The sequence below is a fragment of the Asanoa sp. WMMD1127 genome, from assembly GCF_029626225.1.
Taxonomy (GTDB): domain Bacteria; phylum Actinomycetota; class Actinomycetes; order Mycobacteriales; family Micromonosporaceae; genus Asanoa.
Genome location: NZ_JARUBP010000001.1, coordinates 3,164,873 through 3,189,673, shown reverse-complemented (window position 1 = coordinate 3,189,673; position 24,801 = coordinate 3,164,873). Strand labels below are relative to the sequence as shown.

The following is a 24,801-nucleotide window of genomic DNA, read 5'->3' as shown; positions in this document are numbered from 1 at the left end:
AGCGGCGGGCCGGGTCGGGCCGGTTTCCTCAAACGGCGGACGAAACGCCCGCCCGCATGGGCACGGGCCGCCACCAGGTCAGCCGACGCCACACCCACTCCAGCGGCCCGTAGCGGAAGGCCCGCAGCCAGGCGGCGCTGAGCACGGCCTGCAGGACGCCGATCGCGACGCCGAGCCAGACCACCGCGGTGTAGTCGTCGATCGCGAACAGCCGGTCACCCAACAGGATCAGCGCCGAGGCGAGGACGTAGTTGGTCAGCGCCATCCGGCCCATCGGCGCGAGCACCGCGTCCAGCGGGCGGCGCAGCGGCGTGCGGAGCAGCAACAGGAAGCCGACCATGAACAGGAACGCGAACACCAGCCCGGCCGGCAGCACCCGGTAGTGGGCGGACGGGCCGACCCCGGCGAGGAACTGCAACCAGCCCATCGCGGCGGCGGCCGGCAGCGCGACCAGGAACGCGATGACGAGCTGGCGGCCACGCTGGTCGAGGGTGTCCGGGATGCCGTACTCCGCGGCGGCCAGGCCCAGCAGGAACAGGCCGGGAATCACCGCGACACCGTTGAAGGTCAGGCCCGCGGCCAGGGTGAGCACGATGCCGAGGACCAACACCCAACGGCGGCTCAGGTACGACGCCGGCAGCAGCACCAGCAACCCGAAGGCCGCGTAGAACTTCAGCACCTCGCCCGGCTGCAGCAGCGTGTGCAGCGCGCCGAAGACGGCCAGCCACAGCAGCCGGCGCGCGAGCACCAACCTGGGCCGGTCCGTGCGCCGGGCCGCGCTGCGCAGGAACAGCGCGAAGCTCACGCCGAACAGCACGGAGAAGATCGGGAACGGCCGTTGTACGAACAGCAGCTCCCACACGTACGCCCCGACGTGTTCGGACGCCGGCCCTTGCGGCCGGTGCAGATGCGTCATCTGCACGATGTTGAACATGACGATGCCGGCCAGTGCCAGGCCGCGCAGCGCGTCGAGCTCGTGGATCCGCCGATCACTCATGCCTCCAGCGCACCGCGACAGCACCGCTGCGCGGCAGGGGCACGGGTAGCGGACCGACCCTACGAAAGTCGCATTCGGACGGTCGCTTCGTCGCGACCCGGTCGCTCACCGGGCGCCGCGGGTGGCCCGAAGTTACGCTGCCCGTGTGACCGGCCGGATCCCGCCCCGTGCCGCGGACGTGCTCGCGGCACTGGCCGCCGGTGCCGCCGGAACGGCGCTGGAGATCAGCGACGCGAACCTCGCCACCAAGCACATCGACGCCCCGACCTGGGTCTACGTGCTGGCCCAGCTCGCCGCCGCGGCCGCGCTGCTGCGCCGCCGCCAGCACCCGCACGCGGTCGGGCTGGCCGTCGCCGCCGTCTGCCTGGTCGTGCCGGTGTGGGCCGTGCTGCTGGTGCCCTACTCGGTGACCGCCTACGGCGAACGGACCCGCCGTTCGTGGCTGGTGGTGCTGGCCCTGGTCGGCTGCTGGACGGTCGGCGCCAACGCCTGGTCGATCGCGGACCCGATCTCGGCGCCCGCGGTCATCCTCGCCTCGGCGCTCGCTGGCGCCGCCGTGCGGTCCCGGCGCGCGCTGCTGGCGGGGATGGTCGAGCAGGCCCGGGCCGACGAGCGGGCCCGGCTGGCGGCCGAGATGCACGACGTGGTCACCCACCGGATCAACCTGATCGTGCTGCAGGCGGGCGCGCTGCGAGTGACCAGCGCCGACGAGGGCGTACGGGCGGCCGCCGAGGAGATGCGCGCGGCCGGCTGCCAGGCGCTGGCCGAGCTGCGCGACGTGGTCGGCGTGCTCCGCCACGGCGACCCCGCGCCCGGCCGGGACGCGGACGACGCCCCTGACCTGAGCCGCCTCGTGGCCGACTCCCGGGCCGCCGGCCTGCCGGTGCGGCTCGCCGAGACCGGCGACCCGAGCGGGCTGGCGCCGACCGTCCGGCGCACCGTCTTCCGGGTGGTGCAGGAGTCACTGACCAATGTGCACAAACACGCGCCGGCCGCGCGGGTCGCCATTGACGTCCACTATGGACCGCAGGACGTCCGGCTCACGGTCGCCAACACGCCGTCCGGGCGCGCGCCGGACCCCGAGCTCGCCGCGGTCGGCGGCGGCACGGGGCTGGACGGGTTGCGCCAACGGGTCGAGGTGGTCGGCGGCCGGTTCGCGGCGGGCGCCACCGAGGACGGCGGCTTCGCGGTCGAGGCCGCGTTGCCGGCGTATGTGGCGGCCCGATGATCCGGGTGCTGGTGGTCGACGACGAGCGGCTGGTCTGCGCCCACCTGCGCACGATCCTCGGCAGCGCGCCCGACATCGAGGTGGTCGGCGAGGCCTACGACGGGGCCGAGGCGGTCGAGGCGGCCGTCCGGCTGCGCCCCGACCTGGTGCTGATGGACCTGCGGATGCCCGGCGTCGACGGGCTGGCGGCCATCGAGCGGATCGCGGCCCGCCCCGCGCCGCCGAAGCTCGTCGCGCTGACCACGTTCGACCTCGACGCGTACGTCCTGCGGGCCCTGCGCGCGGGCGCCGTCGGCTTCCTGCTCAAGTCGACCGCCCCGGAGGACCTCGTCGACCTGGTGCGGGTCGCCGCCGCCGGCCACACGGTGCTGTCGCCGATCGCCACGCAACGCCTGGTCGGCGCGTCGGCGGCGCCGCAGGAGCACCGGCAGCGGCTGCGCGCGCTGGTCGCCGGGCTCACGCAACGCGAGGTGGAGGTGCTGGGCCACCTCGGCGCCGGCCGCTCCAACCTGCAGATCGCCCGCCGCCTGCATCTGTCCGAGGCGACGGTGAAGGGCTACGTCTCGCGCCTGCTGGTGAAGCTCGACTGCGAGAACCGCACCCAGGCCGGCCTGCTCGCCCACGAGTCGGGCGTGGTCTGAGCCGTCACCGCCGCAGGCGGTACATGTTGCGGACCAGGTCGTCGGCCAGCAACGACAGGCCGATGCCGAGCAGCCAGCTGTCCTTGGCCAGCGGGATGCCCTGGTCCGTCGGGCGCAGGCTGCCCTTGCGCCGCAGGCCGGGCGTACGCAGGTAGAAGCCCACCAGCCCCGCCGCGAACCCGGTCAGCGCGAGCCCGGCGAGCCCCTCCGGCACCAGCGGGAACAGCAGCACGGACCCGACCGCGATCTCGGCGGACGAGAGCAGGCTCAGGAACCTGCGCGGCTCCATCTCACCCAGGAAGGGGTACGCCGTGGCCGCCTGCCCGTGATAGCCCTTGGCCGTCACCTCGTCGGCCCCGCGCTTCTCCAGCCCCGAGTTGAGCACGAAGGCTCCGGCGGCCAGCCGCAACGGGGCCTGATGGGCGAGATCTCGCAGCAGCAACACGTGACTCTCCTCCTTGTTCGCGACAACCTCGTGCGGACAGGGGGGATGTGCGGGCCCCTACCCGCTCGCTCGGCGATCAAACAGGATGCCGGCTCGGGAACCTGAGCAGCAGCGCGGCCAGCCCCGCCGGATCGGCCAGGTGCAGGTCGTGCCCGACGCCGGGCAAGCGAACGACCTCCCGGCCGGCGCCGCGCATCGCCGCCTCGTCCGCGGCCCCGACGATCCCGTGCTCGGCCAGCACGACCAGCACCGGCATCGGCAGCGCGGCCCACTCGGCCCAGGCGTCCCCGTCGTCGGCCAGGACGGCGGCCAGCACCTGCCGGTCGAACCGCGGGCGCCATCCGTCGGCCGCGCGCGCCAGGCCGGCGGCCCAGCCGGCGCCCACCGGGCCGCCGCCGAAGAACTCCGCCGCCTGCGCCCGGGTCGCGAACGGCACCGGCCAGGAGGCGAGCCAGTCGGCGACCCGCCGCCGGTCGTCCGGGGTGCCGGCGGCCGGGCTCGCCTCCACCAGCACCAGGCCGCGCACCAGGTCGGGCCGGCCCGCCGCGGCGCGCAGCGCGACCGCGCCGCCCATGGACTGCCCGACCAGCACCACCGGTGGCAGCCGCAGGTGCGCGATCAGCGCCACCACGTCGGCGACGAAGGCCGCCCGCGAGACGTCACCCGGCCGAGCGGTGCTGGCGCCGTGGCCGCGCTGGTCCAGCGTCACGGCCCGCGCTTGGCCGGCCAGCGCGGCGGTCACCGCGTCCCACTCGCCGCGGTGGCCGGCCAGGCCGTGCAGCAGCACCATCGGCGGCGCCGGGCCGCCCGGGTCCGCGTACGCCAGGGTGGTGTCGCCGCGGCGCAGCCGACCGACCGTCATCGACGCACCTTAGCGCCGGGCCGCCGCAGGTCACCTTGCGTTAACCAACCTGCGTTAGCCTCTGCGGCCGTACGGGCGGCCACCGCAGGAGGTTCTGGCAATGCACGCCATCCCGCGGGTGGTTCGCAACGACTGGTCGACGGTCGCGGTGCCGGAGCTGGCCGGTTGGCGGCCGTCCCGCTCGGTCAGCGTGATCATTCCGGCCTATCGCTGCCAGGCGACGCTCGACCTCACGCTGGCCTCGTTGAGCCGGCAGACCTACCCGGCCGAGCTGCTCGAGGTGGTCGTCGTCGACGACGGGTCCGAGCCGGCCCTGGAGCTGCCGGCGATCCGGCCGGCCCGCACCACGCTGGTCCGCGTCGAGTCCGGCTGGGGGCGGGCCAACGCCCTGCACACGGGCGTACGGCACAGCACCGGCGAGATCCTGCACTGGCTCGACGCCGACATGGTGGTCTACCCCGAGCACGTGGCGGCGCAGGCCCGGTGGCAGCACGTCCTGCCGTACGCGGTGACGCTCGGCTACAAGCGCTTCGTCGACCCGGAGACCCACGGCCCGTGGCCGGCGGCCGAGACGGTCGACGCGATCTGGCGGGCCGGCGAGCCGGACGAGCTGTTCGGGGGCGCCGCCGGTGAGCCGCACAGCTACGTCGAGCGCTACATCACCCAGACGGACCAGCTCCGCACCGCCGACCACCTGGCCTTCCGGATCCACGTCGGCGCCACGGCCGCGCTGCGCCGGGAGCTCTACGAGGCGGCCGGCGGGTTCGACACCGACCTGCGGCTCGGCGAGGACACCGAGTTCGGCTACCGGCTGGCCCAGGCCGGCGCGGTGTTCGTGCCGGAGCCGGCGGCCCGCGCCTGGCACCTCGGCCGGACCCAGGTGATGCGGGCCCGCGAGCAGGTGGCGCGCTACAACCAGGCGTTCTTCGCCGACCGGATCCCGTACCCCCGGCACTCCCGCAAGGTCGGCGGCACGGTCTGGACGGTGCCGCTGGCCGAGGTGGTCGTCCCCGTCGGCGACGAGCCGCTGGAACACGTACGGGCGGCGACCGACGCCGTGCTCCGCGGCACCGACCTCGACGTGCGGGTCAACCTGCTGGGCCCCTGGGACAAGCTCGACGACACCCGGGTCTCGCCGCTGGCCGACCCGCACCTCGACCTGCGGCTGATCGCGGCCACCTACCGGGGCGAGCCGCGGGTCCGGCTGGTCACCGAGCCGCCGGACCCGTTCCCGGCGCCGTTCCTGCTGGAGCTCCCGCCGGCACACCAGCTGGCGCCCGACAGCCTGCGCCACCTGGTCGAGCTGGCCGACCACCATCAGGTCGGGCTGGTCCGCGTCGGCACGGCGGAGCCGGTGCTGCTGTGGCGCACCGCGGCGCTGCGCCGGGCCGAGCTGGTGCGGGCGCCCGACGAGTCCCGCTGCGACGCCGTCACCGCCGTGTTCGGCAGCCGGACCGAAACCCCGGCGGCGGTGGGCATCGCCGCGCCGACGGGGCGGCGGAAGCGCCCGATGCAGTCCACTGTGGAAGTCGGCGGTGTGCGGTCGCTGGCCCGGGCGACGGTGATGGTCGGCTGGCTGACCAGCCGCCAGCTCAAGGCGCGGTTGATCCGGCGCCGCTGACGGCCGGGCGGCGGCGCAGCAGCAGGTCGCGCAGCCTGGCCCGCAGGCCCGGCGGCAGCAGCCAGATCTGCAGGAACGTCAGGTAGTCGAGCAGGCCCGGGCGGCCGTGCGCGCGGGCCTCGCGGAGCACCTCCCGCAGCACCCGGAAGCTCCCGCTGGCCACCGCCACCGAGCTGATCACACTCAACGTCACGGCGGCGTACGCCCGCGGGGTGAACAGCGGCCGGCTGCGCCGGGACCAGGCGAACATCTGCTCCCAGGGGGACGCGAGGCTCAGCCGCGGCCGGTCCTCGTCCGTGTGCCAGACGACCAGCGGCTCGGGGGCGACGAACAGGTCGGTGCCCTCGACGGCCAGCGCGCGCAGCGTCCAGTCGAGCTCCTGCAGGCGGGGCAGCCCGGCCGTGAACGGCACCTGCCGGAACAGCGCGGCCGGGGCCAGGATCATCGAGGTCTGCACGAAGCCGTCGCCGTGGAACAGGCCGCGCCGGACGGTCAGGTACTCGCTGCGCGGCTCGCCCGGCTCCGGCAGCCGGCGCGGCATGACGATGTCGGCCCGCGGCGTGCGGTTGACCACGCGGCAGGTGACGATCGGCAGCGGCGCGTCGGCCGACTTGGCGTGCTCGAGCTGGACCGCCAGCTTCTCGGGCAGCCACTCGTCGTCGTCGTCGAGCATCGCGACGAAGGCGCCCTGGGCCGCGCCGACGCCGGCGTTGCGGGCGTTGGGCGCGCCGCCCTGCTGCGGGAGCACGAGGGTACGCAACCGGGGGTCCGCCACGGCGGCCAGCGCCTCGACTGTGGCGTGATCCGGCCCGTCGACCACCACGATCACCTCGAGGTTGTCGAACGTCTGGGCCAGCACGCTCCCCACGGCCCGCAGCACCAGAGCCGGCCGGGCGCGCGTGGGGATGACGACGCTGACGTCCGGGATCGCCGACATGCGGCGGAACGTATCGGCGCGGCCCGAACAACCGGTGAAGTCGACATGACGCCCGTGCGGCGAGTAGGCGCGCGTAACGTGGAGTGATGTTGGCGCAGCCTGCGCAAGCCCTCACCGACCTGCTGCTCGGTCTGGTCGTGTGCGCGCTGGCGATCGCGCTGCTGCGGCGTCGGGTCGCGCCGGCCCACCGTTACTGGGAGTTCGCCCTCGGCTGGCTCGCGGTGTCGGCGCTGGGCGGTTTCGTCCATCACGGGTTCCTCGTCCGGTGGCCCTCGGTGGCGACGGTGAGCTGGACGCTGATCAGCGTCGCGATCGTGCTCGGCGTCTCCTACCTGCTGGCCGCCACGGTGGAGGAGGTGCTCGGCCCGGGCCACCGGCGGGTGTTCTGGTTGCTGCGGGCGGCCGGGCTCGGCGCGTACCTCGGTCTGGTCATCACCACCGGGGCCGGCATCAGCGCCCTGATCCTGTGCGAGTCGATCACCTTCGCCTGCATCGTCGGCCTCTGGGGCTGGGCCGCCAGCCGCCGCCATCCGCTGGCCCTGCCGGTGCTGATCGCGATCGTCGCCAGCGGCGCCGCGGCCGCCACCCGGGTGATCCCGGCCGACCTCGCCTACCTCGACGGCGACTCGCTCTACCATCTGGCCCAGATCGTCGGCATCGTGCTGCTCTACCGCGCGATCACCGTGGCCCGGCGCCCGGCCACCGCCCCCTGAGCTCGGCCGCGAAAGAATCTGGAACCGGGTGTCGATCCGGCCCACGGGCGTTCGTGTAGCTGTGGGTGGGGCCGCTTCCGGCCCCCGCGAGAGAGGTCGAAGCGATGAGGCACTACCTGTTGACCGTCCAACAGCCGGGCGACGGTGCGCGGCTGCCACCGGAGGAGCTGGAGCCGATCATCAAGGACGTCGAGGTGGTCAACGAGGAGCTGCGGGCCGCCGGGGCGTGGGTGTTCGCGGGCGGACTGCACCCGCCGAGCACGTCGACGGTGGTCCGGCTCGACGGGGACGAGGTGGCGACGACCGACGGCCCGTACGCCGAGGGCAAGGAGCACGTCGGCGGGCTCACCGTGCTGGCCGCCGCCGACCTGGACGAGGCGCTCGGCTGGGCGCGCAAGTTCGCCCGGGCCACCCGGCTGCCGATCGAGGTCCGCCCGTTCCACGGCGACCCGGGCACGCACCTGCCCTAGACAGCGCGGCTGGCAGGATGCCAGTTGTGACGGATACCGCGGAGATCGAGCAGGTCTTCCGCGCGGAGTACGGCCGGGCCGTGGCGGTGCTGGTCCGCGTCTTCGGCGACATCGACACCGCCGAGGACGCGGTCCAGGACGCCTTCGTCACCGCGGTCCGCCGGTGGCCCGAGACCGGTCTGCCGCCCAGCCCGGCCGGCTGGATCATCACCACCGCCCGCAACCGCGCGATCGACCGGGCCCGCCGGGAGTCGACCCGGGACGCGCGCCAGGCCGAGGCCGTGCGGCTGCTCGCGCCGGAAGCGCCGGCCGAACCCGACCCCGTCGGCGACGACCGGCTGCGGCTGATCTTCACCTGCTGCCACCCGGCGCTGGCCCAGCCGGCCCGGGTGGCGCTCACGCTGCGGCTGCTGGGCGGGCTCACCACGGCCGAGATCGCCCGCGCCTTCCTCGTGCCGGAACCGACGATGGCGCAACGGCTGGTCCGGGCCAAGGGCAAGATCCGTGACGCCGGGATCCCGTACCGCGTGCCCAGCGCCGCCGAGCTGCCCGAGCGACTCCGGTCCGTGCTCGCGGTGGTCTACCTGATCTTCAACGAGGGGTACGCCGCGACCTCGGGTGACGAGCTGACCCGCGAGCCGCTGACCAGCGAGGCGATCCGGCTCGGTCGCCTGCTCGCGGAACTGCTGCCGGACGAGCCGGAGGTGCTCGGGCTGCTCGCGCTCATGCTGCTCACCGACGCCCGCCGGGCCGCCCGCACCACCGCCGACGGCGACCTGGTGCTGCTGGCCGATCAGGACCGTGGCCGCTGGAATGCCGCGCGGATCGCGGAGGGCCGGGCGCTCGTGCGGCGCTGCCTGGACCGCGGCGAACCGGGGCCCTATCAGATCCAGGCGGCCGTCAACGCCGTGCACACCGACGCGGGAGGCACCGACTGGCGGCAGGTCGTGACGCTCTACGACCAGCTGCTGGCGATCGCGCCGAGCCCGGTCGCCGCGCTGCACCGGGCGGTCGCGGTGGCCGAGGTCGACGGCCCGGAGGCGGCGCTGGCCATCGTGGCGACGCTCGACCTCGACCGCTACCACCTCTACCACTCGGTGCGGGCCGACCTGCTCCGCCGCCTGGACCGCCGGGCCGAGGCGGCGCAGGCCTACGACGCGGCGATCGCCCGCACCGGCAACGCGGCCGAACGCCGTTTCCTGGAGCGGCGCCGGGCGGCCCTAGCGGGGCAGTAGACCCGCGACGTCGACGGGCGGGTACGCGCGGACCATGGCGGCCCGGTCGGCGAAGACCTCGACCGACGGGTAGTGCTCCGCCAGCTTGTCCTCCCACTTGCGCGGGTGGCCGAGGTAGAGCACCAGCTCCACGGTCTTCACCACGCGACCGTCGGGCAGCTCGGTGCGCCGGCGCTCGTCGAAGATGTAGCGCGACTCACCCAGCGCCCGGACCAGGTTGGCCTGGGTCGGCATGGCGTACTCGAGCGCGACGATCCGCGAGTGCTGCGCGCGGAAGCCCCGCTCGCCGACCTCGACCCGGCCCCAGGCCTCGATGACGCCGGTGACGACGCAGCCGGGGTGCAGCACCGACGACGCGGCGAGCTGGTCGTCGTCGGGACGGTGGCAGGCGTAGATGCCGCAGGCACAGTCCCGGGCGGGCGCCCGGTGGTCGGTGTCGGGGTGGCGGCAGATCGCGCGCATGGGCGAGTGCCAGATGTGGTTCTGGGTCACCGCCTTGAGCCTCATGTCGAGGGTGACCTCCCACTGCCGGTAGCCCCGCAGGGCGCCCGCGACGAGGGTGGTCGGCCGGTCCGCGCTGAACTCGTCCTGGAAGGGCGACCGGCTCACGTGGTCGCCGGCTCCTTCACGGGCGCCGGCTCGGCCGGGGCGGGGGTGGTGGCGGGCTCGACGGCGGGCGCGAACGGGTCGCTGCGCAACGGCGCGAACTCGTACTCGTGCGTCTCCTTGCCAATGTCCATGACGGGCACTGTACAAGGCTTTGAGCTGCGCATTCTCTGCCGGGAGCCGGACTTCCGCCACAGGCATGAACCACCCAAGTCCGAAAAATCCGAAGTGCTAGCGGCGACGGGTCGACACCTCCGGCGCCGAGCGGCTGCCCAGGTCCGTCGGCCCCACCGCGCGGAACCCCGCCACCATCGCGATGCCCAGGAAGATCAGGCCGAAGATGTGTGACACGGTCGGCTCCGCGATCGTGAGCAGCACGAAGCCGGCGACCAGGAACCCGATGCCGGTCTGCGCCGCGTGCTTGCGGCCTTCCCTGCTCACCGGCCCGGTGCGCACCAGCTCCGGACCCTCCGTCGTCGGGTCGAACCGGCCGACCAGGGTGAGCCGGAACAACAACACCAGGCTCGGGAACAGCACCACCGCACCGACGGCCAACGAGACGATCAGCGCGATCATCGTGGTGTCGCCGGCCGCCGCATCCTCGATCGTGACCGTGGTCGGCAGCAGGTAGGGCCGCTGCGCGACCGCCCAGCCGACGAGCACCGCGGCGACCGCGACGGCGGCGCTCAGCCGGGCCGCGGTGAACCGGCGCACCAGCACCAGGCCCATCGCGGCCAGGCCGGCCACGCCGCTGACCACCACCGGCACCAGGCCCCAGCCCGAGGTCAGCCCGGCGAAGAGCCGGGGCACGTCGTGCCGCACCACGAACAGGCCGGCCAGCGCGAGGGCGCCGGCCACCACGCCGGACAGCAGGGCCCGCGCGCGGAACGACTCGACCAGCGCGGGTTCGCGTACCCGTTGGGCGTCGGCGGCCAGGAAGACCGCGGCCAGGAACGCGCCGGTGGCCACGGCCAGGAACCCGGCCAGGATCGACGTCGCGTTGGTCCAGCTCGCCACCTCGGCGCCGAGCGCGTTGCCGGGCGGCACCTGGCCGCTGGCGATCGCGCCGATGACGGTGCCCAGCATGTACGACGCGAGGATCGAACCGAACGCGAACGAGACGTCGATGTAGCGGCGCTGGCGGTGGTCGGCCGCGTTCTGCAGGGCGTACGACATGCCCCGCAGGACGATCCCGAGCGCAGCGAGGAAGATCGGGATCGCCAGGGTCGAGAAGATGGCCCCGAAGACCGGTGGGTACGCCGTCCAGAGCACCGTGATCACCAGGATCAGCCAGACGTGGTTGGCCTCCCAGACCGGCGCGTTGGCGTGGTGGGCGAGGTCCCGGATCGCGCGGCCGTGGCGTCCGCCGCCCGCCGAGAGCTGCCACAGGCCGGCGCCGAAGTCCGCCCCGGCCAGCAGCGTGTAGAGGATCAGGCCGATGACGACGACGGCGGCCGGGATGGTCTGCAACACCACGGCGTCACTCGGCGCGGCTCAGCGGATGGACGGCGTGGGTGTCCTCCGGCGGCGACGGCATCGGCGAGCGGGCCAGCCGCACCAGCACCCAGCCGACCGCGATCACCAGCCCGAGATAGACGGCCGCGAGCGCGCCGTAGCCCACCGGGATGCCGGACGCGCCGGTGACCGCCTCCTCGGTGCGCATGACGTTGTAGACGACCCAGGGCTGCCGCCCCACCTCGGTGGTGATCCAGCCGGCCAGCAGCGCGATCACGGACAGCGGCCCGCAGAGCACGACCGCGCGGTAGAACCACGGGCTGCCCGGCAGGCGGCTCTTCCGCCAGCGGATGTAGAGGAAGAGCACCGCCACCAGGGCCATCACGGTCCCGGCGCCGACCATGGTCTGGAACGCGTACCGCACGACGTTGACCGGCGGTTGGTCCTCGACGGGCACGGTGTCGAGCCCCTGCACGGTCGCGTTGATGTCGTGGAAGGCCAGCAACGAGAGCAGCTTGGGGATGCCGAGGCCCCAGACCACCTCGCCGTTCTGGTACCAGCCGGCGATGTGCAGCGCCGCGCCCTTCGTGGTCTGGCCGAGGCCCTCCATCGCGGCCAGCTTGACCGGCTGGTTCTTCGCCACCTCCCGGGCGGCCCAGTCGCCGACCAGGAGCTGCACGGGCGAGGCGACCGCGGCGGCCGTCATCGGCACCGCGAACGCCGTCCGCTCGTAGCGGCCCCACCGGCCGCGCAGCGCATAGACCGCGTACACGGCGGCGACCAGGAAGCCGGCGACGATGAAGCCCGCGACGTACATGTGGACGAACTCGTGCCAGAAGTACGAGTTGGCGAACAGCGCCTTCGCGGCGTTGGACTCGACGACCTGGCCGTTCTCGTAGGTGAAGCCCTTCGGGTGGTTCATCCAGCCGTTGACGGCGATCACCATGAACGAGCCGACCACGCCCGCGGCCGCGATCGGCAGGCCGGACAGGAAGTGGGCGCGGGGCGAGAGCCGGTCCCAGCCGTACACGTAGATGCCGATGAAGATCGCCTCGGTGAAGAAAGAGAACCCTTCGATCGCGAAGCCGAGGCCGAACACCTCGCCGAAGGTGGCGGTGAAGTTGGGCCAGAGCAGGCCGAGCTCGAAGCTGAGGATGGTGCCGGTGACCACGCCCGCCGCGAAGAGCGCGACCAGCACCTTGGACCAGCGGCGGGCCAGCGTGCGATAGAGCTCGTCGCCGGTGCGCAGGTAGCGCCACTCGACGAACAGCACGAACGCCGGGAACGCGATGCCGAAGCAGACCAGCGGGATGTGCACCACGAAGGAGAGTGCCTGCATCTGACGCGCTTCGAGCAGGTAGTCCTGCGCCAGGATCTCGGTCATCGACACGTCACGCTACGCGCCGGTAACCGACTTACGTGGGCAAACGCACAACGTGAGGGCGGGTCGTCTTGGCGGCTAATGCGATAGTTGTGCGATGTCACGGGTGCTGCTGATCGAGGACCACCACACGGTGCGGGAAGGTCTGCGGATCGCGCTCACCCGGCAGGGCCACGCCGTCGAGGCGGTCGACAGCGGCGAGCGCGCCCTGGCGCACCTCTCCTCCGCCGCGGCCGACGTCGTCGTGCTCGACCTGATGCTGCCCGGCATGGACGGCTTCGAGGTCTGCCGCCGCATCCGGGCGACCCAGGATCTGCCGATCATCATGCTCACCGCCCGCGACGACGACATGGACGTGGTGGCCGGGCTCGAGGCCGGCGCCGACGACTACGTGGTCAAGCCGGTGCAGGCCCGCGTGCTCGAGGCGCGGATCCGGGCGGTGCTCCGGCGCACCAACGCGCGGTCCCCCGAGCCGGCCGCCGCGGTCGAGAAGCACGGCGACCTCAGCATCGACCGGGCCGCCCTCGTGGTTCGCAAGGGTGGCGAGCCCGTCACCCTCGCCCCGACCGAGCTGCGCCTCCTGCTCGAGCTGTCCGCGACGCCAGGCCGGGTGCACAGCCGCCAGCAGCTCCTCGAGGCCGTGTGGGAGCAGGGCTACCTCGGCGACTCGCGGCTGGTCGACGCGTGCGTGCAGCGGCTCCGGGCGAAGATCGAAGACGACACCACGGCCCCGGTGTACGTGCAGACGGTGCGCGGCTTCGGCTACCGGTTCGGGCCGCTGTGACCGGTTGGACCCTCGGGTTACGCGGCCGGCTGCTGCTCGCGTTCGCGGTGCTCGGACTGACCTCCACGGCGCTGGTCGCCGGGGTCAGCTACGGCCAGGCCCGCACGGTAATCCTGCAGAAGGCGCAGGACGCGGCCGTGCTCTCGCTGGTCGACGAGGTGTCCCGGCTGCCGTCGGTGGCCCAGCTTCCGCCGTCCGTTCCGCAGCTGGATGCCATCGCGCGTGACCTGTCCCAAGGGCCTGATGCGGCCGTGGTGCTCTACCGGGACGCGTACTCCTCCGCCGGCCTCGCGGCCGAGGAGATCTCGGCGGACCTGCGGGCGGCCGTGCCCGAGGGCAACGTCGTCTGGCAACGGGTCTCCGGCCCGGGCGGCAACCCCATGCTGGTGATCGGCACCGAGCTGCGGGCGCGACGGCCCGACGGCGGGTCGGAGCCGACCGGCATCGAGATCTACCGGCTGCACTCGCTGGCCGAGGAGCAGCACAGCATCGACCAGCTCGCCGCGCTGGCCTGGTCGACCGGCGCCGCCTCGCTGGTGCTGGCCGTGCTGCTGGCCCTGCTCGCCGCCCGTGGCGTGCTGCGGCCGGTGCGCGAGCTCGGCCGGGCGGCCCGCCGGCTCGGCGAGGGCGACCTGCACAGCCGGGCGACCGTGCGCGGCACCGACGAGCTGGCCGGCGTCGCGCTGATCTTCAATCAGACGGCCGAGCGGCTGGAGCGGCAGGTGGGCGAGCTGCGCCGGATGGAGGCGGACGCGCGGCGGTTCGTGGCCGACGTTTCGCACGAGCTGCGTACGCCGCTGGCCGCGATGACCGCGGTCACCGACGTGCTCGACGAGGAGTCGGCCCGGCTGCCCGGCGACGCGGGAAAGGCGGCCCGGCTGGTCAGCCAGGAGACGCAGAACCTGGCGCAGCTCGTGGAGGACCTGATCGAGATCAGCCGGTTCGACGCCGGGACGGCCGCGCTGTCCCGCGACGACATCGACGTGGCCGGCGCGGTCCGGGCCACGCTGCGGGCGCGCGGGTGGACCGACCAGGTCGACACCGACCTGCCGGACGGGATCGTGGCCCGCCTCGACCCGCGTCGCCTCGACGTCATCGTGGCCAACCTGGTCGGCAACGCGTTGCGGCACGGCGCGGCCCCGGTGACGGTGCGGTTGCGGGCGCCGCAGGGCTGGGTGGAGCTGACGGTCGCCGACCACGGGCCAGGGCTGGCGCCGGACGTACGCGATCGGGTGTTCGACCGGTTCTACAAGGCGGACACCGCCCGGAGCCGCTCGGACGGCGCGGGACTGGGGCTGGCCATCGCGCTGGCCAACGCCCGGCTGCACGGCGGCACGCTGGTCGCCGGCAACCGGTCGCCGCAGGGCGCGGTGTTCACGCTGCGCCTGCCCACCACGGGGGTCGCGTCGTGATCCGGCGTGGGCTGCTCGTGCTCGGCATCCTGGCCGCCCTGCTGCTCGCCGCCTGTGGTGTGCGGCCCACCGTGGTGATCAACGGTGGACCGGCGCCGGCCGGCACGGTCGCCGGGTTGCGGCTCTATCTGGTTGCCGACGGGGAGACGGCGGTCGTGACACGGGTGGCCAAGCCCGCCGACGCGACGTCGGCGCTGCGTCTGCTGGCGGCCGGGCCCACGCCTGAGGAGGCAGCCGCCGGCCTGACCACCGAGGTGCCGGCTGGGCTGGGGCCGGCGAAGGTGGGCTACCAGGGCGACAGCACGATCGTCACGGTCGCGACCGACGTGCGGGCGCTGTCGGTGCTGGCGGTCATGCAGATCGTCTGCACGGTGCAGGCGACTACGGCGTATGCGCCGGTGACGCTGGTCAACGGCGAGCAGCGCCGGGGACCGCTGACCTGCCCTGCCGATTTCTGAGGGCGCCGGCGATGAGGATGTCCAGGAGTTCCGGGTAGGCGATGCCGGCCCGCTGCCAGATCTGCGGGTACTGCGACTGGCTCGTGAACCCCGGGAACGTGTTGACCTCGTTGACGACGGGCTCGTCCTCGTCGTCGGGCAGGAAGAAGTCGACCCGGATCAGGCCGCGGCACCCGAGCGCCTGGAATGCGCGGATCGCCCGGTCCTTCAACGTTTCGGTCATCGCGGGGTCGAGATGGGCCGGGATCTGGAAGTGGGCGCCGCCAGCGCGGTATTTCGCGTCGTAGTCGAAGAACCCCTCGCCGGTCACGTTGATCTCCAGCGGCGGGCCGGCCTCGACGCGGCCGTCCGGATGCTCCAACACGCCGACGTCGACCTCGCGGCCGCGGATGGCGGGCTCGATCAGCACCTTGTCGTCGAACATGCGCGCCGTGGCGAGCGCTTCCGGAAGCTGCCACCAGTCGGTGACCCGGGAGACGCCGAGGCTCGACCCGGCGCGGGCGGGCTTGACGAACACGGGGAGCCGCTGGTCGGTGTCCGTCGGGTGCTGGCCCGCGCGCAGGGTCACGCCGCCGGCCACCCGCAGGCCTTCGGCGGCGAGCAGGGTCTTGGTGACCGCCTTGTCCATACCGGCGGCGCTGGCGAGCACCCCGTTACCGACGTACGGGACGCCGATCCACTCCAGCACGGCCTGCACGGTGCCGTCCTCCCCGTAGGGGCCGTGCAGGGCGGGGAAGACGACGTCCTGGTGGGTCAGCTCGTTAAGTGCGCCGGCGAGGTCGACGGGCGTCTGGTCGACGTGCCACTGCCCGTCGCGGCCGATCAACACCTCGGTCACGTCGTACGCGGGGCCTAGGTTCGCGATGATGCTCGCCGCGGAGTTTCGGGACACCTCGTGCTCGCCACTGCGGCCGCCGTACAACACAGCGATCTTCATGCCGCCACCCCCTGGCAGCGCCGGGCAACCCACGGGCCGATGCCGATCTTCATGCCGCCACCCCCTGGTAGCGCCGGCGACCCAGCGGCCGATGCCGATCCTCATGCCGCCACCCCCTGGTAGCGCCGGGCAACCCACGGGCCGATGCCGATCCTCATGCCGCCACCTCCTGGTAGCGCCGGGCGACCCGGGGGCCGATGCCGGTCAAGATGTCGTTCGGGTTGGTGCCGGCCCACCGGGCCCAGTCGGCGGCGGTCGGCGCGTCGGGCCCGGGTCCGAACACGGTGACCGGGTCGCCGAGCCGCACGGGCCGGTCGCCGACGTCGACGACGCACTGGTCCATCGCGATCCGCCCGACCACCGGGCAGCGGGCGCCACCGACCCAGACCTCGGCCCGTCCCTCCGCGGCGCGCGGCAGCCCGTCGGCGAAGCCGATCGGCACGAGCGCGAGCGTGGTGGGTCGTTGGGTGACGTGGTCCGGGCCGTAGGAGACGCCAGTGCCGGCCGGTACCTGTTTCAGGTTGACGACGGTGGACCGCAGCGCCATGGCTGGCCGCAGGTTCGCGGCGGGGTGCGCGCCGTAGAGGGCGAGCCCGATGCGGCAGATGTCGAACCGGGTCGCCGGGGCGGAGATGGCGGCCGCCGAGTTGGCGAGATGCAACAGGACCGGATCGAGCCCGGCCGCACGGGCCAGCCGGACCGCGGACCGGAACGCGGTCACCTGCCCGTGCAGAAGCGGCGACCCCGGCTGATCGGCGTCGGCCAGATGTGACCAGACGCCCCGTACCTTGACGCTCCCGGCCATCTCATAGGCCCGCGCCAACGCGACGAGATCGACCCAGTCACTCCCCCGGGCGCCGTTGCGCGACAACCCGGTATCGACCTTGAGCTGCACCATGGCGACGGAGTGCCGCCGCGCGGCCGCGGCGGCCACGGCCCGCAGATGCGGCACCGTGCTGACCGCGACGTCGACCCCCGCGGCGAGCACAGGCTCGAAATCCTCGTCGACGCGATGCAACCAGCTCAGGATCGGCGCGGTGATGCCGCCGTCCCGCAAGGCCAGCGCCTCGGCCGACGAGGTGACCCCGAGCCAGGTGGCCCCGCCGGCGAGCGCGGCCCGAGCGACCGGCACGGCCCCGTGCCCGAACCCGTCAGCCTTCACGACGGCCATCACGTCGGTCCTGGTCATAGCCGCGATCGCCCGCACGTTCCCGGCGATCGCATCGAGATCGACCACTGCCTCAGCCAACGCGGTAGCCGACGCGGTCGGATGGATGATCACGCGCCAGACGCTGCCAGCACCATGTCCTTGGCCGATCCCCGCTTTGTCACGAACCCGTAATAACCGAGGTCAACCCGGCGCCCACCGTCACCGCGCCGGGGTGGGCCCTTGCGACCCGGAACACCCCGCGGCCGGGTCAGCGCTCAGGCCGGCCGGAAGCGCCTACGGACACGGCACCCGCGAAGCCGCGACGGTCACGGCACCCGCGAAGGGCAAGAACCGGCGCCGGCCCGGCGCGCACCAGGCAGGTCGAGGAAGGGCGACGATCAAGCGGCGGGGAGGGCGATGGCCCGGGCCTGGTGGTCAGGGACCCGACGGGAAGGGATGGCGGCATCGCGCCGCCGGTCATGATGCTGGCAGCCAGGCCCCCGGCTACGATGCCGACGGGTGAGCCGCCCGGAGGTGCCGCTGGCCGGCACGGCAGGGCGCCCGCGAAGCCGCGGCGCTGAGGCTTCCCGCGAAGCGGGAGCGACCACCAGGCCCGCGGGTCAGGGAGATGGTGGTGGGGCGGCGGGTGAGTTGGCCGGGATGGCGCACGCCGCGGTCCCCCCGGGGAGGCGGTGGCGGTTGCGGGCCACCCAGCGGTAGAGCGGCCACGCCACCGCCGTCACCGGGCGCAGACCGAGGACTCGGCCGGCCAGGCGCCATGGCGCCGTGCTGGTGCCGAGCAGCCGGGCGATGGCTACCGGGCCCGCGGCCGTCGGGCCCTCGGCCGGGGACCATTGGACCGCTTCCACGCACTCGGCGCGGGTCAGGCGCAGGGTGGTCAGGTCCGCGAACTGCCACGGGATGACCACGGCCTTGGTGGGGATCCAGCGCTCCAGGAAGCGGGCGCACATCGTGCAGAAGGCGCAGTCGCCGTCGTAGACGAATGTGTCTGTCACGGTTCTAACCTCCGCCCGCTTCGGCTGGAACAGGATCAAGCGTATCGACCTCGCGGCGGCGGGTTGTCAGACGGCGTAGCCAAACGAGGGGGCGGACACGTTCCAGCGGCAGGAACGAGGTCATGGCGACCAGGTGCGGCGCGAACGAGATGGAGATGGTGGCGAACGACAGCACGTGGAAGGAGTAGAAGAACGCGATCGCGGCGTAGCGGTAGCGGCCGCGTAGGGCGAAGACCAGCGGGCTGAGCGCTTCGAAGGTGACCATGCCGATCTGGGCCGCGATCATCAGGTACGGCACCGCGGCGATGAGGTCGGCGAGCTCCGAGCCGCGGCGGATGAAGGCGCGGGCCAGGACCGAGCCGGTCATCCAGCCGAGCCCGCCGAAGCGGATCTTCGCCCAGGCCGCCAGGAAGTACGTGGCGACGACGGCGATCTGGATCATGCGGAGTGCCCAGCCGGCCGCCTCGCTGGGGGTGCGGTCGCCGTGTCGGGCGCGGCCGACGGTGGGCAGCACGGCCAGCGCGATCACGAAGGCGAACCGGTCGTGGTCGACCTTGCCGTAGCTCATCGCGATGACCAGCCACTCGAGGTAGAGGCCGCACACCAGCCAGCCCAGCAACCGCGGGAAGCGACCGGTCGCGGCCAGCGGCGCGAGCACCAGCAGCGCCCAGAAGACGACCGCGACCAGCGTCGCGTCGGGCTCCGGCAGGTGCAGCGTGCGGCCGATCCACAGTGGCTGGTAGAGCTCGGTCGGCACGTCGCCCCGGGTGCGTACCCAGGAGCTGTAGAGCAGCAGGTCGAAGACGATGAACAGGTAGGTCAGCGTGCGCAGGGCCGCGACCCGGCCGCGCGGCGCCGCCTCGAACAGCCAGGCCCTCATGCCGGCCGCTCCCAGACCGCGCGGACGTCGTCGTGCCACTTGCCGGTGGCGCTGCTGTGCCGGATCTCGTGCAGCCGGACGATCAGCGCGACCTTGTCGAGCGGCGGCGCGCCCGGGTTGAGCCCCTGGTAGCTGTCGGCGATGCGGGCCAGCCGGGCCGGATCGCCGACGTACGAACCCTCCTGGCCCTCGATCTCGGCCCGGCGCACGCCGGCGTTGCGCTCGTTGAGCACGATCACCCGGCCGGTGCGGTCGGTGCCCTCGACCCGGGTGTCGGGCGCGGGCTCGTTGGGGCCGTTGACGCCCGCGTACATGCTGAACGGGCCGAACGGGAACCAGTCGTCATGGCCCCACGCGGAGCCGGCGAGCAGCAGGGCGGCCCCGACGACCGCGGCGACGACGCGGGCGCCGCGACCGGTAGCCGTCAGCTCTGCCATGTGGACCCCCGTGCCTCGCGATGCCGGCCATGAAGATAGCCCACGGGTCAACCGGCGAGGTGTCCCCAACGCGGCACCAGCTCCGACCACGTGCCACTGGCGGCCACCGTGCCCTCGACGAGGACGATCACGTGGTCGGCCTGGGCCAGCGCGGCCTGCTTCGACGTCGAGCCGATCACGGTGACGCCCGTGGCGCGCAGCGCCCGCCACAGGTCGAGCTCGGTGGTCACGTCGAGCGCCGAGGAGACGTCGTCGGCGATCAGCAGCTCGGTGCGCGGCGCCAGTGCCCGGGCCAGCGCCAGCCGCTGCAGCTGGCCGCCGGACAGCCGCGTGCCCTTGTGGCCGATCAGCAGGCCCAGCCCGCCGCCGGCCGCGGACAGGTCGTGGGACAGCTGGGCGATCGTCACCGCATTTTCCGCGTCGACCTGGTGGCCGAGCTGGATGTTGTCGGCGACGGTGCCGGACAGCACCCGTGGCAGTTGGCCGACGTAGCCGACCTGGTTGGGCCGCAGGAACAGCTCCGGCTCGGTCACCGACTCCTCGTTCCAGCGCAGCTCGCCCGTGTGGTGGACGATGCCCGCCATGGCCCGCAGCAGCGACGACTTGCCGGCGCCGACCGGGCCGACCACCAGCACGAGCTGACCGCGGCGGATCGACAGGTCGACGTCGCGTACGCCGAGCGTGCCGTCCTCGTGCACGGCGGTGAACCCGCGCAGCTCCAGCCGGCGCAGCGGCGTACGCGGCGGGGCGGTGGGCGCCGGCGCGATGCCGAGCGAGATGTCGACGCCCGGCACCTCGGCCGAGTAGTCGGGCCGGCCGGCCATCGACGCCGTGCGCCGGGTCCAGACCCGGGCCGACGGGAGCTGGGCGACCAGCGAGGCGGTGGTCCACGCGAACCAGCGCGCGGCACCGAGCGTGGCCACCGCGACCAGGGTGGCGCCCGCGGACAACCCGCCGTTGAGGTAGAGCGCCCAGGCGCCGATCGGCAGCAGGCCGCTGACCATCGACGGGGTCGACCGGGCCAGGACCTGGGTGGCGATCTCGCGCCGCTGCTTGTCGCTGCGGATCTGGTCGAGGCGGGCCAGGTGGGCCAGCACCGGCTCGCTCGCGCCGGCCAGCTTGACGGTGCGGGCGGCGGAGAGCGAGGAGACCAGCGCGGTGGCGAACGCCGCGCGGGCCGCGACGGTGCTGCGGGCCAGCCGTTCCAGCGAGCCGCCGAACGCGGTCGCCACCAGGCCGGAGACCAGCACGGTGGCCAGGAAGAAGCCGGCCGGGACGAACGACTGCGAGACGACCGTCATCGAGACCAGCAGGAACAGGCAGAGGGTCTGGTCGACCAGGTGGTCGGCGAGCAGCACGACGCGTTCGGTGTCGCCGGCCTGGGCGACCACCTCGGCCGGGGTGTGCTTGCTGACCCGCCGGGGCCCGGTCTGGCCGTGCAGCAGCCGCAGGCTGATCCGCAGCATCTGGCGGACCCACCACTCCGGGTACCAGATGGACGTCACGTAGGGCATCGGCAGGTAGACCAGCAGGCCCGCGATGATGCCGATGGTCGGCCACAGCAGGCTGCCGCTGCCGTCGACGAGCGTGGCCCAGAGGTAGGGCAGGACCGAACCGTCGAGGCCGAGCAGCGTCATGCCGCAGAAGACGGCCAGGCCCGCGATCCCGAATCGCGGGTCGTTGGTCATCAGCCGCAGGATCTCGCGCAGCGTGCCGGGCCGGGCCGCCTCGACCACCGGCGGCGGGTCGGCCTTGGGCGGCACGGTCACGGCGGCGCCCGGCCGCTCCTCGGCCTCCGGCTCGCCGTCCTCGGCCAGTTCGAGGTCGTCGTCGCCGGCGGGCCGCTCGGCCAGGGCGAGCCCGCCGGCCGTCGCCGGCGCGCCCGCGCGGCTGCGCGCCATCAGCGCCGCGAACCGCGCGGACTCGCGTAGCGGGCCCGCCTCGACCACCTCGCCGTCGGCCAGCACGATCACCTCGTCGCACCGGCGCACCGAGGAGAGCCGGTGCGCGATCACGATGCCGATGCGGTCGCGGAGCAGGCGTGCGGTGGCGTGCTGGACGCGTTCCTCGGTGACCGGGTCGAGCCGCGCGGTGGCCTCGTCGAGGATCACGACGTGTGGGTCGCGGACCAGGATGCGGGCGAACGCGACGAGCTGCTCCTGGCCGGCGGAGAGCTTGTGGCCGCCCTCGCCGAGCTTGGTCGCCAACCCGTCGGGGAGCTCGGCGACCCACGAGGTCAGGCCGAGCTCGTCGAGCGCGGCGCCGGCCCCGTCGATCAGCTCAGGGTCGAAGAGCGCCACGTTCTCGGCGAGCGTGCCGGCGAGGATCTCGGTGCGTTGCGGGACGATCGCGACCCACCGGCGCAGCCCGTCGAGGTCGATGTCGACCAGGTCGGTGTCGCCGAGCCGGACGGTGCCGCGCGGCACGTCGACCGAGCGGGTGAGCACCTTGGCCAGCGTCGACTTGCCCGAGCCGGTGCGACCGACCACCGCGTAGGACCGGCCGCGGACGAACGACAGGTCGACGTCGCGCAGGGCGGCCGGGCGCCCGGTCGCCTCGCTCGCCGGGTAGCGGAAGGTCAGCCCGCGCACGGCGATGTCGGCGTCAGGCGGCGGCGTGCCGCCCACCGGCTCCTGGGGCGAGGCCTTCAGCAGCAGCACGCGGCCCCAGGCCCCGAGCGCGTTCTGCAGCTCGGGGACCATCCGGCTCATGTGCTCGACCACGCCGGCGAACCCGATGATGAGCAGCCAGATCGCGGTCAGCCGGGCGCCGTCGATCCGCCCGGTCGACAACGCCCAGACGCCGCCGACCACGGCCAGCGCCACGCCGACCCGCATGACGCCGACCGCCATCGTCGTCACCTTGGCGGTGAGCTGCCAGACGATCCGGGCGAGCCGGAGCACCTCGCGCGAGCGGGCGGCGAACAGGCGCAGCACGTAGGGCCGGGCCAGGGTCGTGCGCACGTCGTCCTGCCCGTGGATGGACTCCTCCATCACCGCGGCGAGATCGGACCAGGCCTCTTCCTCGGCCATCCGGGCGGGTGCGATCCGCCGGGTGGGTTTGGCCAGCCACACCACGAGGATCGCGGCGAGCACCAGCATGCCGAGGCCGGCCGGCCACCAGACGACCAGGGCCGTGGCGACCGAGACGAGGCCGATGGCCACCGACTGGACCACGCGGATGCCGCTGCCGCGCAGGTCGCTGCCGATCTGGTAGACGTCGCCGTCGATCCGGTCGAGCAGCTCGCCGACCGGGGTGGACTCGAGCCGCGGGATGTCCTGCCCGATCGCCGCCCGGCAGAGCCGCCGCCGGACGTCGGCCGTCCAGTCGGCGCTGACCCGGGCCATCAGCAGCCCCGTGGCCGTGTCGCTGAGGACGGCGGCGGTCAGCGCGACCGCCAACGCCACGAACGCCACCATCGAGTGGTCGACCAGGACCGGCCCGGCGAGGGCCGCGGAGAGCGCCATCCCGACGGCGTTGACGAGCACGAGGACCGCTACGACGGAGGTGCGTAGCGGTGCGGTCGACCAGAGGTCGCGAAGCAGAGGCATCGGTGCGCATCCCCCGGGTTGGCGAACTCTCAGCCTGCGCCGGAATCGCCGATACCTCAACGCAATTAGCGTCACCCCGGGCCGGCGCTGGCGCACCGGCCGGGGCCGCCTGGATCAGGTGCCGGGGACGGGGAACGCGACCGGACTGCGGTGCCCGTCGCGGTCGTACGCGCGTACGCCGAAGAAGACGTTGTCCTTGGAGAGATCGATGATCGCCTCGGTGACGTCGCCCGCGTCGATCACGTGGGTCCAGTCGTCCTCGCGGGTCTCCCGCCAGACGACCTCGTAGCCGGCGACGTCGGGCTCGGTGTTGGCCTGCCACCGGAGCTGGGTGTCGTTGGTCAGGTTGGTGGTCACGATGATCACGCCCTTGGGCGTGCCGGGACCCTGCGACAGCGACCAGACCGTGGCGAGGTTGACCCGGGCCACCCGGGCGATGAAGTCGAAGTCGCAGAACTCGGGCAGATCGCCGAACTGCACACCGTCTTCCACGCGTACGTCCTGATGCTGATGCCTGAAGTCCTCGTTGGGCTCGGTGAACCGGCCGGCCGGGTAGCCCCGCTCGAGGAACGAGATGTGGTCGCTGCCCCGCAGGTAGCGGTCGCGGCGCCAGATGACCCGCACGTGCATGCCGGTCTCGTCGTTGTCGGCCACCGCGTCGACGAACCGGGCCAGCTGCCGGCTCGCCGAGTCGTTCTCGCCACCGACCGAGCGCCGGGTGTTGCCCTGGGCCGGCGTCTCCGAGGTGGGTACGCCCTCGGCGAAGAGCCGGATCACCCGGGGCTCGCGGGTGCCGTCGTCGGCCCGGCTGGCGCCGACGATGTCGTTGCTGAACATGCCCTGGATGTCGGTGTCGGCGTCCTTGAACTGCTGGGCCATGTAGGCCGAGCCGTAGAGTCCCTGCTCCTCGCCGGCCACGGCGCCCAGCACGAGGGTCGCGTCGAGCGGCCGGTCGGCCAGGACGCGGGCCAGCTCGAGCAGGATGGCGACGCCCGACGCGTCGTCGTCGGCGCCGGGCGCGTCGTCGGTGAAGTTCATGACGTCGCTGATCCGCGAGTCGTAGTGCCCCGTCAGCACGTAGACCCGTTCGGGCGTCACCGTGCCGCGCAGGGTGGCGATCACGTTGGTGATCACCGTCGGGGTGGGCACGCGCGGCGAGACCGGCTGGGTGAACGACTGCTTCTCGACCGTCATCCGGCCGCCGGACCGCTCGGCGATGCGCGAGAACTGCTCGAAGAGCCAGTCGCGGGCCGCGCCGATGCCGCGCGCCGGATCGGTCTGGGTGGAGAGCGTGTGCCGGGTGCCGAACGCGGCCAGGCGGCGCACGTCGGCCTCGATGCGGTCGGCGTCGACCTCGCGCAGCGCGCGGCGCAGGGCCGCGCTGGGCCGCTGTGTGCCGATCCCCCGACCCGGCCCGGCGACCGGCGGGTCGGTCCACCGGCCGTGGGCCTGCGCGGGTGACGCGCCGACCAGCGGGACGGCCGCCGCGGCGGTGACTGCGGATGCGGACAGGAACGCCCGGCGGGTGGCCGTGGGTCGCTCCTGGCTTTCACGGTTGTCTCCCATTCCAGGAATCATTGTCCTT

General features: G+C 73.5%; 24 protein-coding genes. 9 read left to right on the top strand and 15 right to left on the bottom strand.

Going from position 1 to position 24,801, the window contains the following annotated elements; translation table 11 throughout:
• Positions 1-28: 28 nt before the first annotated feature.
• The gene (locus O7635_RS15265) at positions 29-997 is read right to left on the bottom strand and encodes a DUF418 domain-containing protein (RefSeq protein ID WP_278081085.1); all 969 of its coding nucleotides are present in this window, start codon (positions 995-997) and stop codon (positions 29-31) included.
• Between the two features lie 145 nt (positions 998-1,142).
• Here O7635_RS15265 and O7635_RS15260 point away from each other — a divergent pair, with 145 nt between their 5' ends.
• Positions 1,143-2,225 carry a histidine kinase gene (locus tag O7635_RS15260; RefSeq protein WP_278081084.1) on the top strand — a complete coding sequence of 361 codons (1,083 nt, stop codon included), beginning with the start codon at positions 1,143-1,145 and terminating at the stop codon, positions 2,223-2,225.
• On the top strand, positions 2,222-2,866 hold the full coding sequence (locus O7635_RS15255) for a response regulator transcription factor (protein WP_278081083.1): 645 nt from the start codon (positions 2,222-2,224) through the stop codon (positions 2,864-2,866). The genes O7635_RS15260 and O7635_RS15255 overlap by 4 nt, the downstream gene beginning before the upstream one ends.
• 4 nt (positions 2,867-2,870) lie before the next feature.
• On the opposite strand, the gene O7635_RS15250 is transcribed toward O7635_RS15255, so the two are convergent.
• Together O7635_RS15250 and O7635_RS15245 are read right to left on the bottom strand one after the other, a co-directional pair.
• On the bottom strand, positions 2,871-3,311 hold the full coding sequence (locus O7635_RS15250; RefSeq protein WP_278081082.1) for a hypothetical protein: 441 nt from the start codon (positions 3,309-3,311) through the stop codon (positions 2,871-2,873).
• A gap of 76 nt (positions 3,312-3,387) precedes the next feature.
• On the bottom strand, positions 3,388-4,173 hold the full coding sequence (locus O7635_RS15245; RefSeq protein ID WP_278081081.1) for an alpha/beta fold hydrolase: 786 nt from the start codon (positions 4,171-4,173) through the stop codon (positions 3,388-3,390).
• Positions 4,174-4,273: 100 nt separating this feature from the next.
• Between O7635_RS15245 and O7635_RS15240 the strand changes: the two genes are divergently transcribed.
• Positions 4,274-5,794 (top strand): glycosyltransferase family 2 protein, encoded by a 1,521-nt coding sequence (locus tag O7635_RS15240; protein ID WP_278081080.1) that lies wholly within the window; start codon positions 4,274-4,276, stop codon positions 5,792-5,794.
• Here O7635_RS15240 and O7635_RS15235 read toward each other — a convergent pair.
• On the bottom strand, positions 5,766-6,731 hold the full coding sequence (locus O7635_RS15235) for a glycosyltransferase family 2 protein (RefSeq protein WP_278081079.1): 966 nt from the start codon (positions 6,729-6,731) through the stop codon (positions 5,766-5,768). The genes O7635_RS15240 and O7635_RS15235 overlap by 29 nt on opposite strands.
• 86 nt (positions 6,732-6,817) lie before the next feature.
• Between O7635_RS15235 and O7635_RS15230 the strand changes: the two genes are divergently transcribed.
• The 3 genes from O7635_RS15230 to O7635_RS15220 all read left to right on the top strand — a co-directional run bounded on the left by O7635_RS15230 (position 6,818) and on the right by O7635_RS15220 (position 9,149).
• Positions 6,818-7,444: a hypothetical protein gene (locus O7635_RS15230; RefSeq protein WP_278081078.1), complete on the top strand. Its 627-nt coding sequence runs from the start codon at positions 6,818-6,820 to the stop codon at positions 7,442-7,444.
• 104 nt (positions 7,445-7,548) lie between these two features.
• Positions 7,549-7,914 (top strand): YciI family protein, encoded by a 366-nt coding sequence (locus O7635_RS15225; RefSeq protein WP_278081077.1) that lies wholly within the window; start codon positions 7,549-7,551, stop codon positions 7,912-7,914.
• 26 nt (positions 7,915-7,940) lie between these two features.
• Complete coding sequence (locus O7635_RS15220) at positions 7,941-9,149, top strand: sigma-70 family RNA polymerase sigma factor (protein WP_347405282.1); 1,209 nt, start codon at positions 7,941-7,943, stop codon at positions 9,147-9,149.
• Here the strand turns inward: O7635_RS15220 and O7635_RS15215 are convergent.
• The 4 genes from O7635_RS15215 to O7635_RS15200 all read right to left on the bottom strand — a co-directional run bounded on the left by O7635_RS15215 (position 9,135) and on the right by O7635_RS15200 (position 12,594).
• Positions 9,135-9,758 carry a hypothetical protein gene (locus tag O7635_RS15215; protein WP_278081075.1) on the bottom strand — a complete coding sequence of 208 codons (624 nt, stop codon included), beginning with the start codon at positions 9,756-9,758 and terminating at the stop codon, positions 9,135-9,137. The two genes, O7635_RS15220 and O7635_RS15215, sit on opposite strands and share 15 nt — an antisense overlap.
• On the bottom strand, positions 9,755-9,889 hold the full coding sequence (locus O7635_RS15210) for a hypothetical protein (RefSeq protein WP_278081074.1): 135 nt from the start codon (positions 9,887-9,889) through the stop codon (positions 9,755-9,757). Before O7635_RS15210 ends, O7635_RS15215 begins: the two co-directional genes overlap by 4 nt.
• 97 nt (positions 9,890-9,986) lie before the next feature.
• Positions 9,987-11,231: a cytochrome d ubiquinol oxidase subunit II gene (locus O7635_RS15205; protein WP_278081073.1), complete on the bottom strand. Its 1,245-nt coding sequence runs from the start codon at positions 11,229-11,231 to the stop codon at positions 9,987-9,989.
• 4 nt (positions 11,232-11,235) lie between these two features.
• On the bottom strand, positions 11,236-12,594 hold the full coding sequence (locus O7635_RS15200) for a cytochrome ubiquinol oxidase subunit I (protein ID WP_278081072.1): 1,359 nt from the start codon (positions 12,592-12,594) through the stop codon (positions 11,236-11,238).
• 94 nt (positions 12,595-12,688) lie between these two features.
• Between O7635_RS15200 and O7635_RS15195 the strand changes: the two genes are divergently transcribed.
• Genes O7635_RS15195 through O7635_RS15185 form a run of 3 tightly spaced genes read left to right on the top strand, consistent with a single transcriptional unit; the run spans position 12,689 to position 15,245 of the window.
• Complete coding sequence (locus O7635_RS15195; RefSeq protein ID WP_278081071.1) at positions 12,689-13,375, top strand: response regulator transcription factor; 687 nt, start codon at positions 12,689-12,691, stop codon at positions 13,373-13,375.
• Positions 13,372-14,787: a HAMP domain-containing sensor histidine kinase gene (locus O7635_RS15190; RefSeq protein ID WP_278081070.1), complete on the top strand. Its 1,416-nt coding sequence runs from the start codon at positions 13,372-13,374 to the stop codon at positions 14,785-14,787. The genes O7635_RS15195 and O7635_RS15190 overlap by 4 nt, the downstream gene beginning before the upstream one ends.
• A complete protein-coding gene (locus tag O7635_RS15185; protein ID WP_278081069.1) occupies positions 14,784-15,245 on the top strand; it encodes a hypothetical protein in 462 nt (153 codons plus the stop codon). Before O7635_RS15190 ends, O7635_RS15185 begins: the two co-directional genes overlap by 4 nt.
• Here O7635_RS15185 and O7635_RS15180 read toward each other — a convergent pair.
• From O7635_RS15180 to O7635_RS15150, 7 genes are all read right to left on the bottom strand, one after another.
• Entirely contained in the window at positions 15,196-16,182 is a 987-nt protein-coding gene (locus O7635_RS15180) for a D-alanine--D-alanine ligase family protein (RefSeq protein ID WP_278081068.1), read from the bottom strand. The two genes, O7635_RS15185 and O7635_RS15180, sit on opposite strands and share 50 nt — an antisense overlap.
• A 154-nt stretch (positions 16,183-16,336) precedes the next feature.
• A complete protein-coding gene (gene alr, locus O7635_RS15175; RefSeq protein ID WP_278081067.1) occupies positions 16,337-17,419 on the bottom strand; it encodes an alanine racemase in 1,083 nt (360 codons plus the stop codon).
• A 533-nt stretch (positions 17,420-17,952) separates the two neighbouring features.
• Complete coding sequence (locus tag O7635_RS15170; RefSeq protein ID WP_278081066.1) at positions 17,953-18,348, bottom strand: DCC1-like thiol-disulfide oxidoreductase family protein; 396 nt, start codon at positions 18,346-18,348, stop codon at positions 17,953-17,955.
• 4 nt (positions 18,349-18,352) lie between these two features.
• Entirely contained in the window at positions 18,353-19,228 is an 876-nt protein-coding gene (locus tag O7635_RS15165) for an MFS transporter permease (RefSeq protein ID WP_278081065.1), read from the bottom strand.
• Complete coding sequence (locus O7635_RS15160) at positions 19,225-19,665, bottom strand: hypothetical protein (RefSeq protein WP_278081064.1); 441 nt, start codon at positions 19,663-19,665, stop codon at positions 19,225-19,227. The genes O7635_RS15165 and O7635_RS15160 overlap by 4 nt, the downstream gene beginning before the upstream one ends.
• Positions 19,666-19,712: 47 nt before the next feature.
• On the bottom strand, positions 19,713-23,216 hold the full coding sequence (locus O7635_RS15155; protein ID WP_278081063.1) for an ABC transporter ATP-binding protein: 3,504 nt from the start codon (positions 23,214-23,216) through the stop codon (positions 19,713-19,715).
• Positions 23,217-23,330: 114 nt separating this feature from the next.
• The gene (locus tag O7635_RS15150; protein ID WP_278081062.1) at positions 23,331-24,782 is read right to left on the bottom strand and encodes a M28 family metallopeptidase; all 1,452 of its coding nucleotides are present in this window, start codon (positions 24,780-24,782) and stop codon (positions 23,331-23,333) included.
• Positions 24,783-24,801: the final 19 nt, after the last annotated feature.

Coding starts and splice junctions, on each gene's coding strand:
- O7635_RS15255 (WP_278081083.1), top strand. CDS start 2,222: ATGATCCGGGTGCTGGTGGTCGACGACGAGCGGCTGGTCTGCGCCCAC.
- O7635_RS15150 (WP_278081062.1), bottom strand. CDS start 24,782: ATGGGAGACAACCGTGAAAGCCAGGAGCGACCCACGGCCACCCGCCGG.
- O7635_RS15265 (WP_278081085.1), bottom strand. CDS start 997: ATGAGTGATCGGCGGATCCACGAGCTCGACGCGCTGCGCGGCCTGGCA.
- O7635_RS15240 (WP_278081080.1), top strand. CDS start 4,274: ATGCACGCCATCCCGCGGGTGGTTCGCAACGACTGGTCGACGGTCGCG.
- O7635_RS15195 (WP_278081071.1), top strand. CDS start 12,689: ATGTCACGGGTGCTGCTGATCGAGGACCACCACACGGTGCGGGAAGGT.
- O7635_RS15245 (WP_278081081.1), bottom strand. CDS start 4,173: ATGACGGTCGGTCGGCTGCGCCGCGGCGACACCACCCTGGCGTACGCG.
- O7635_RS15210 (WP_278081074.1), bottom strand. CDS start 9,889: ATGGACATTGGCAAGGAGACGCACGAGTACGAGTTCGCGCCGTTGCGC.
- O7635_RS15155 (WP_278081063.1), bottom strand. CDS start 23,216: ATGCCTCTGCTTCGCGACCTCTGGTCGACCGCACCGCTACGCACCTCC.
- O7635_RS15165 (WP_278081065.1), bottom strand. CDS start 19,228: ATGAGGGCCTGGCTGTTCGAGGCGGCGCCGCGCGGCCGGGTCGCGGCC.
- O7635_RS15180 (WP_278081068.1), bottom strand. CDS start 16,182: ATGAAGATCGCTGTGTTGTACGGCGGCCGCAGTGGCGAGCACGAGGTG.
- O7635_RS15235 (WP_278081079.1), bottom strand. CDS start 6,731: ATGTCGGCGATCCCGGACGTCAGCGTCGTCATCCCCACGCGCGCCCGG.
- O7635_RS15225 (WP_278081077.1), top strand. CDS start 7,549: ATGAGGCACTACCTGTTGACCGTCCAACAGCCGGGCGACGGTGCGCGG.
- O7635_RS15230 (WP_278081078.1), top strand. CDS start 6,818: ATGTTGGCGCAGCCTGCGCAAGCCCTCACCGACCTGCTGCTCGGTCTG.
- O7635_RS15160 (WP_278081064.1), bottom strand. CDS start 19,665: ATGGCAGAGCTGACGGCTACCGGTCGCGGCGCCCGCGTCGTCGCCGCG.
- O7635_RS15200 (WP_278081072.1), bottom strand. CDS start 12,594: ATGACCGAGATCCTGGCGCAGGACTACCTGCTCGAAGCGCGTCAGATG.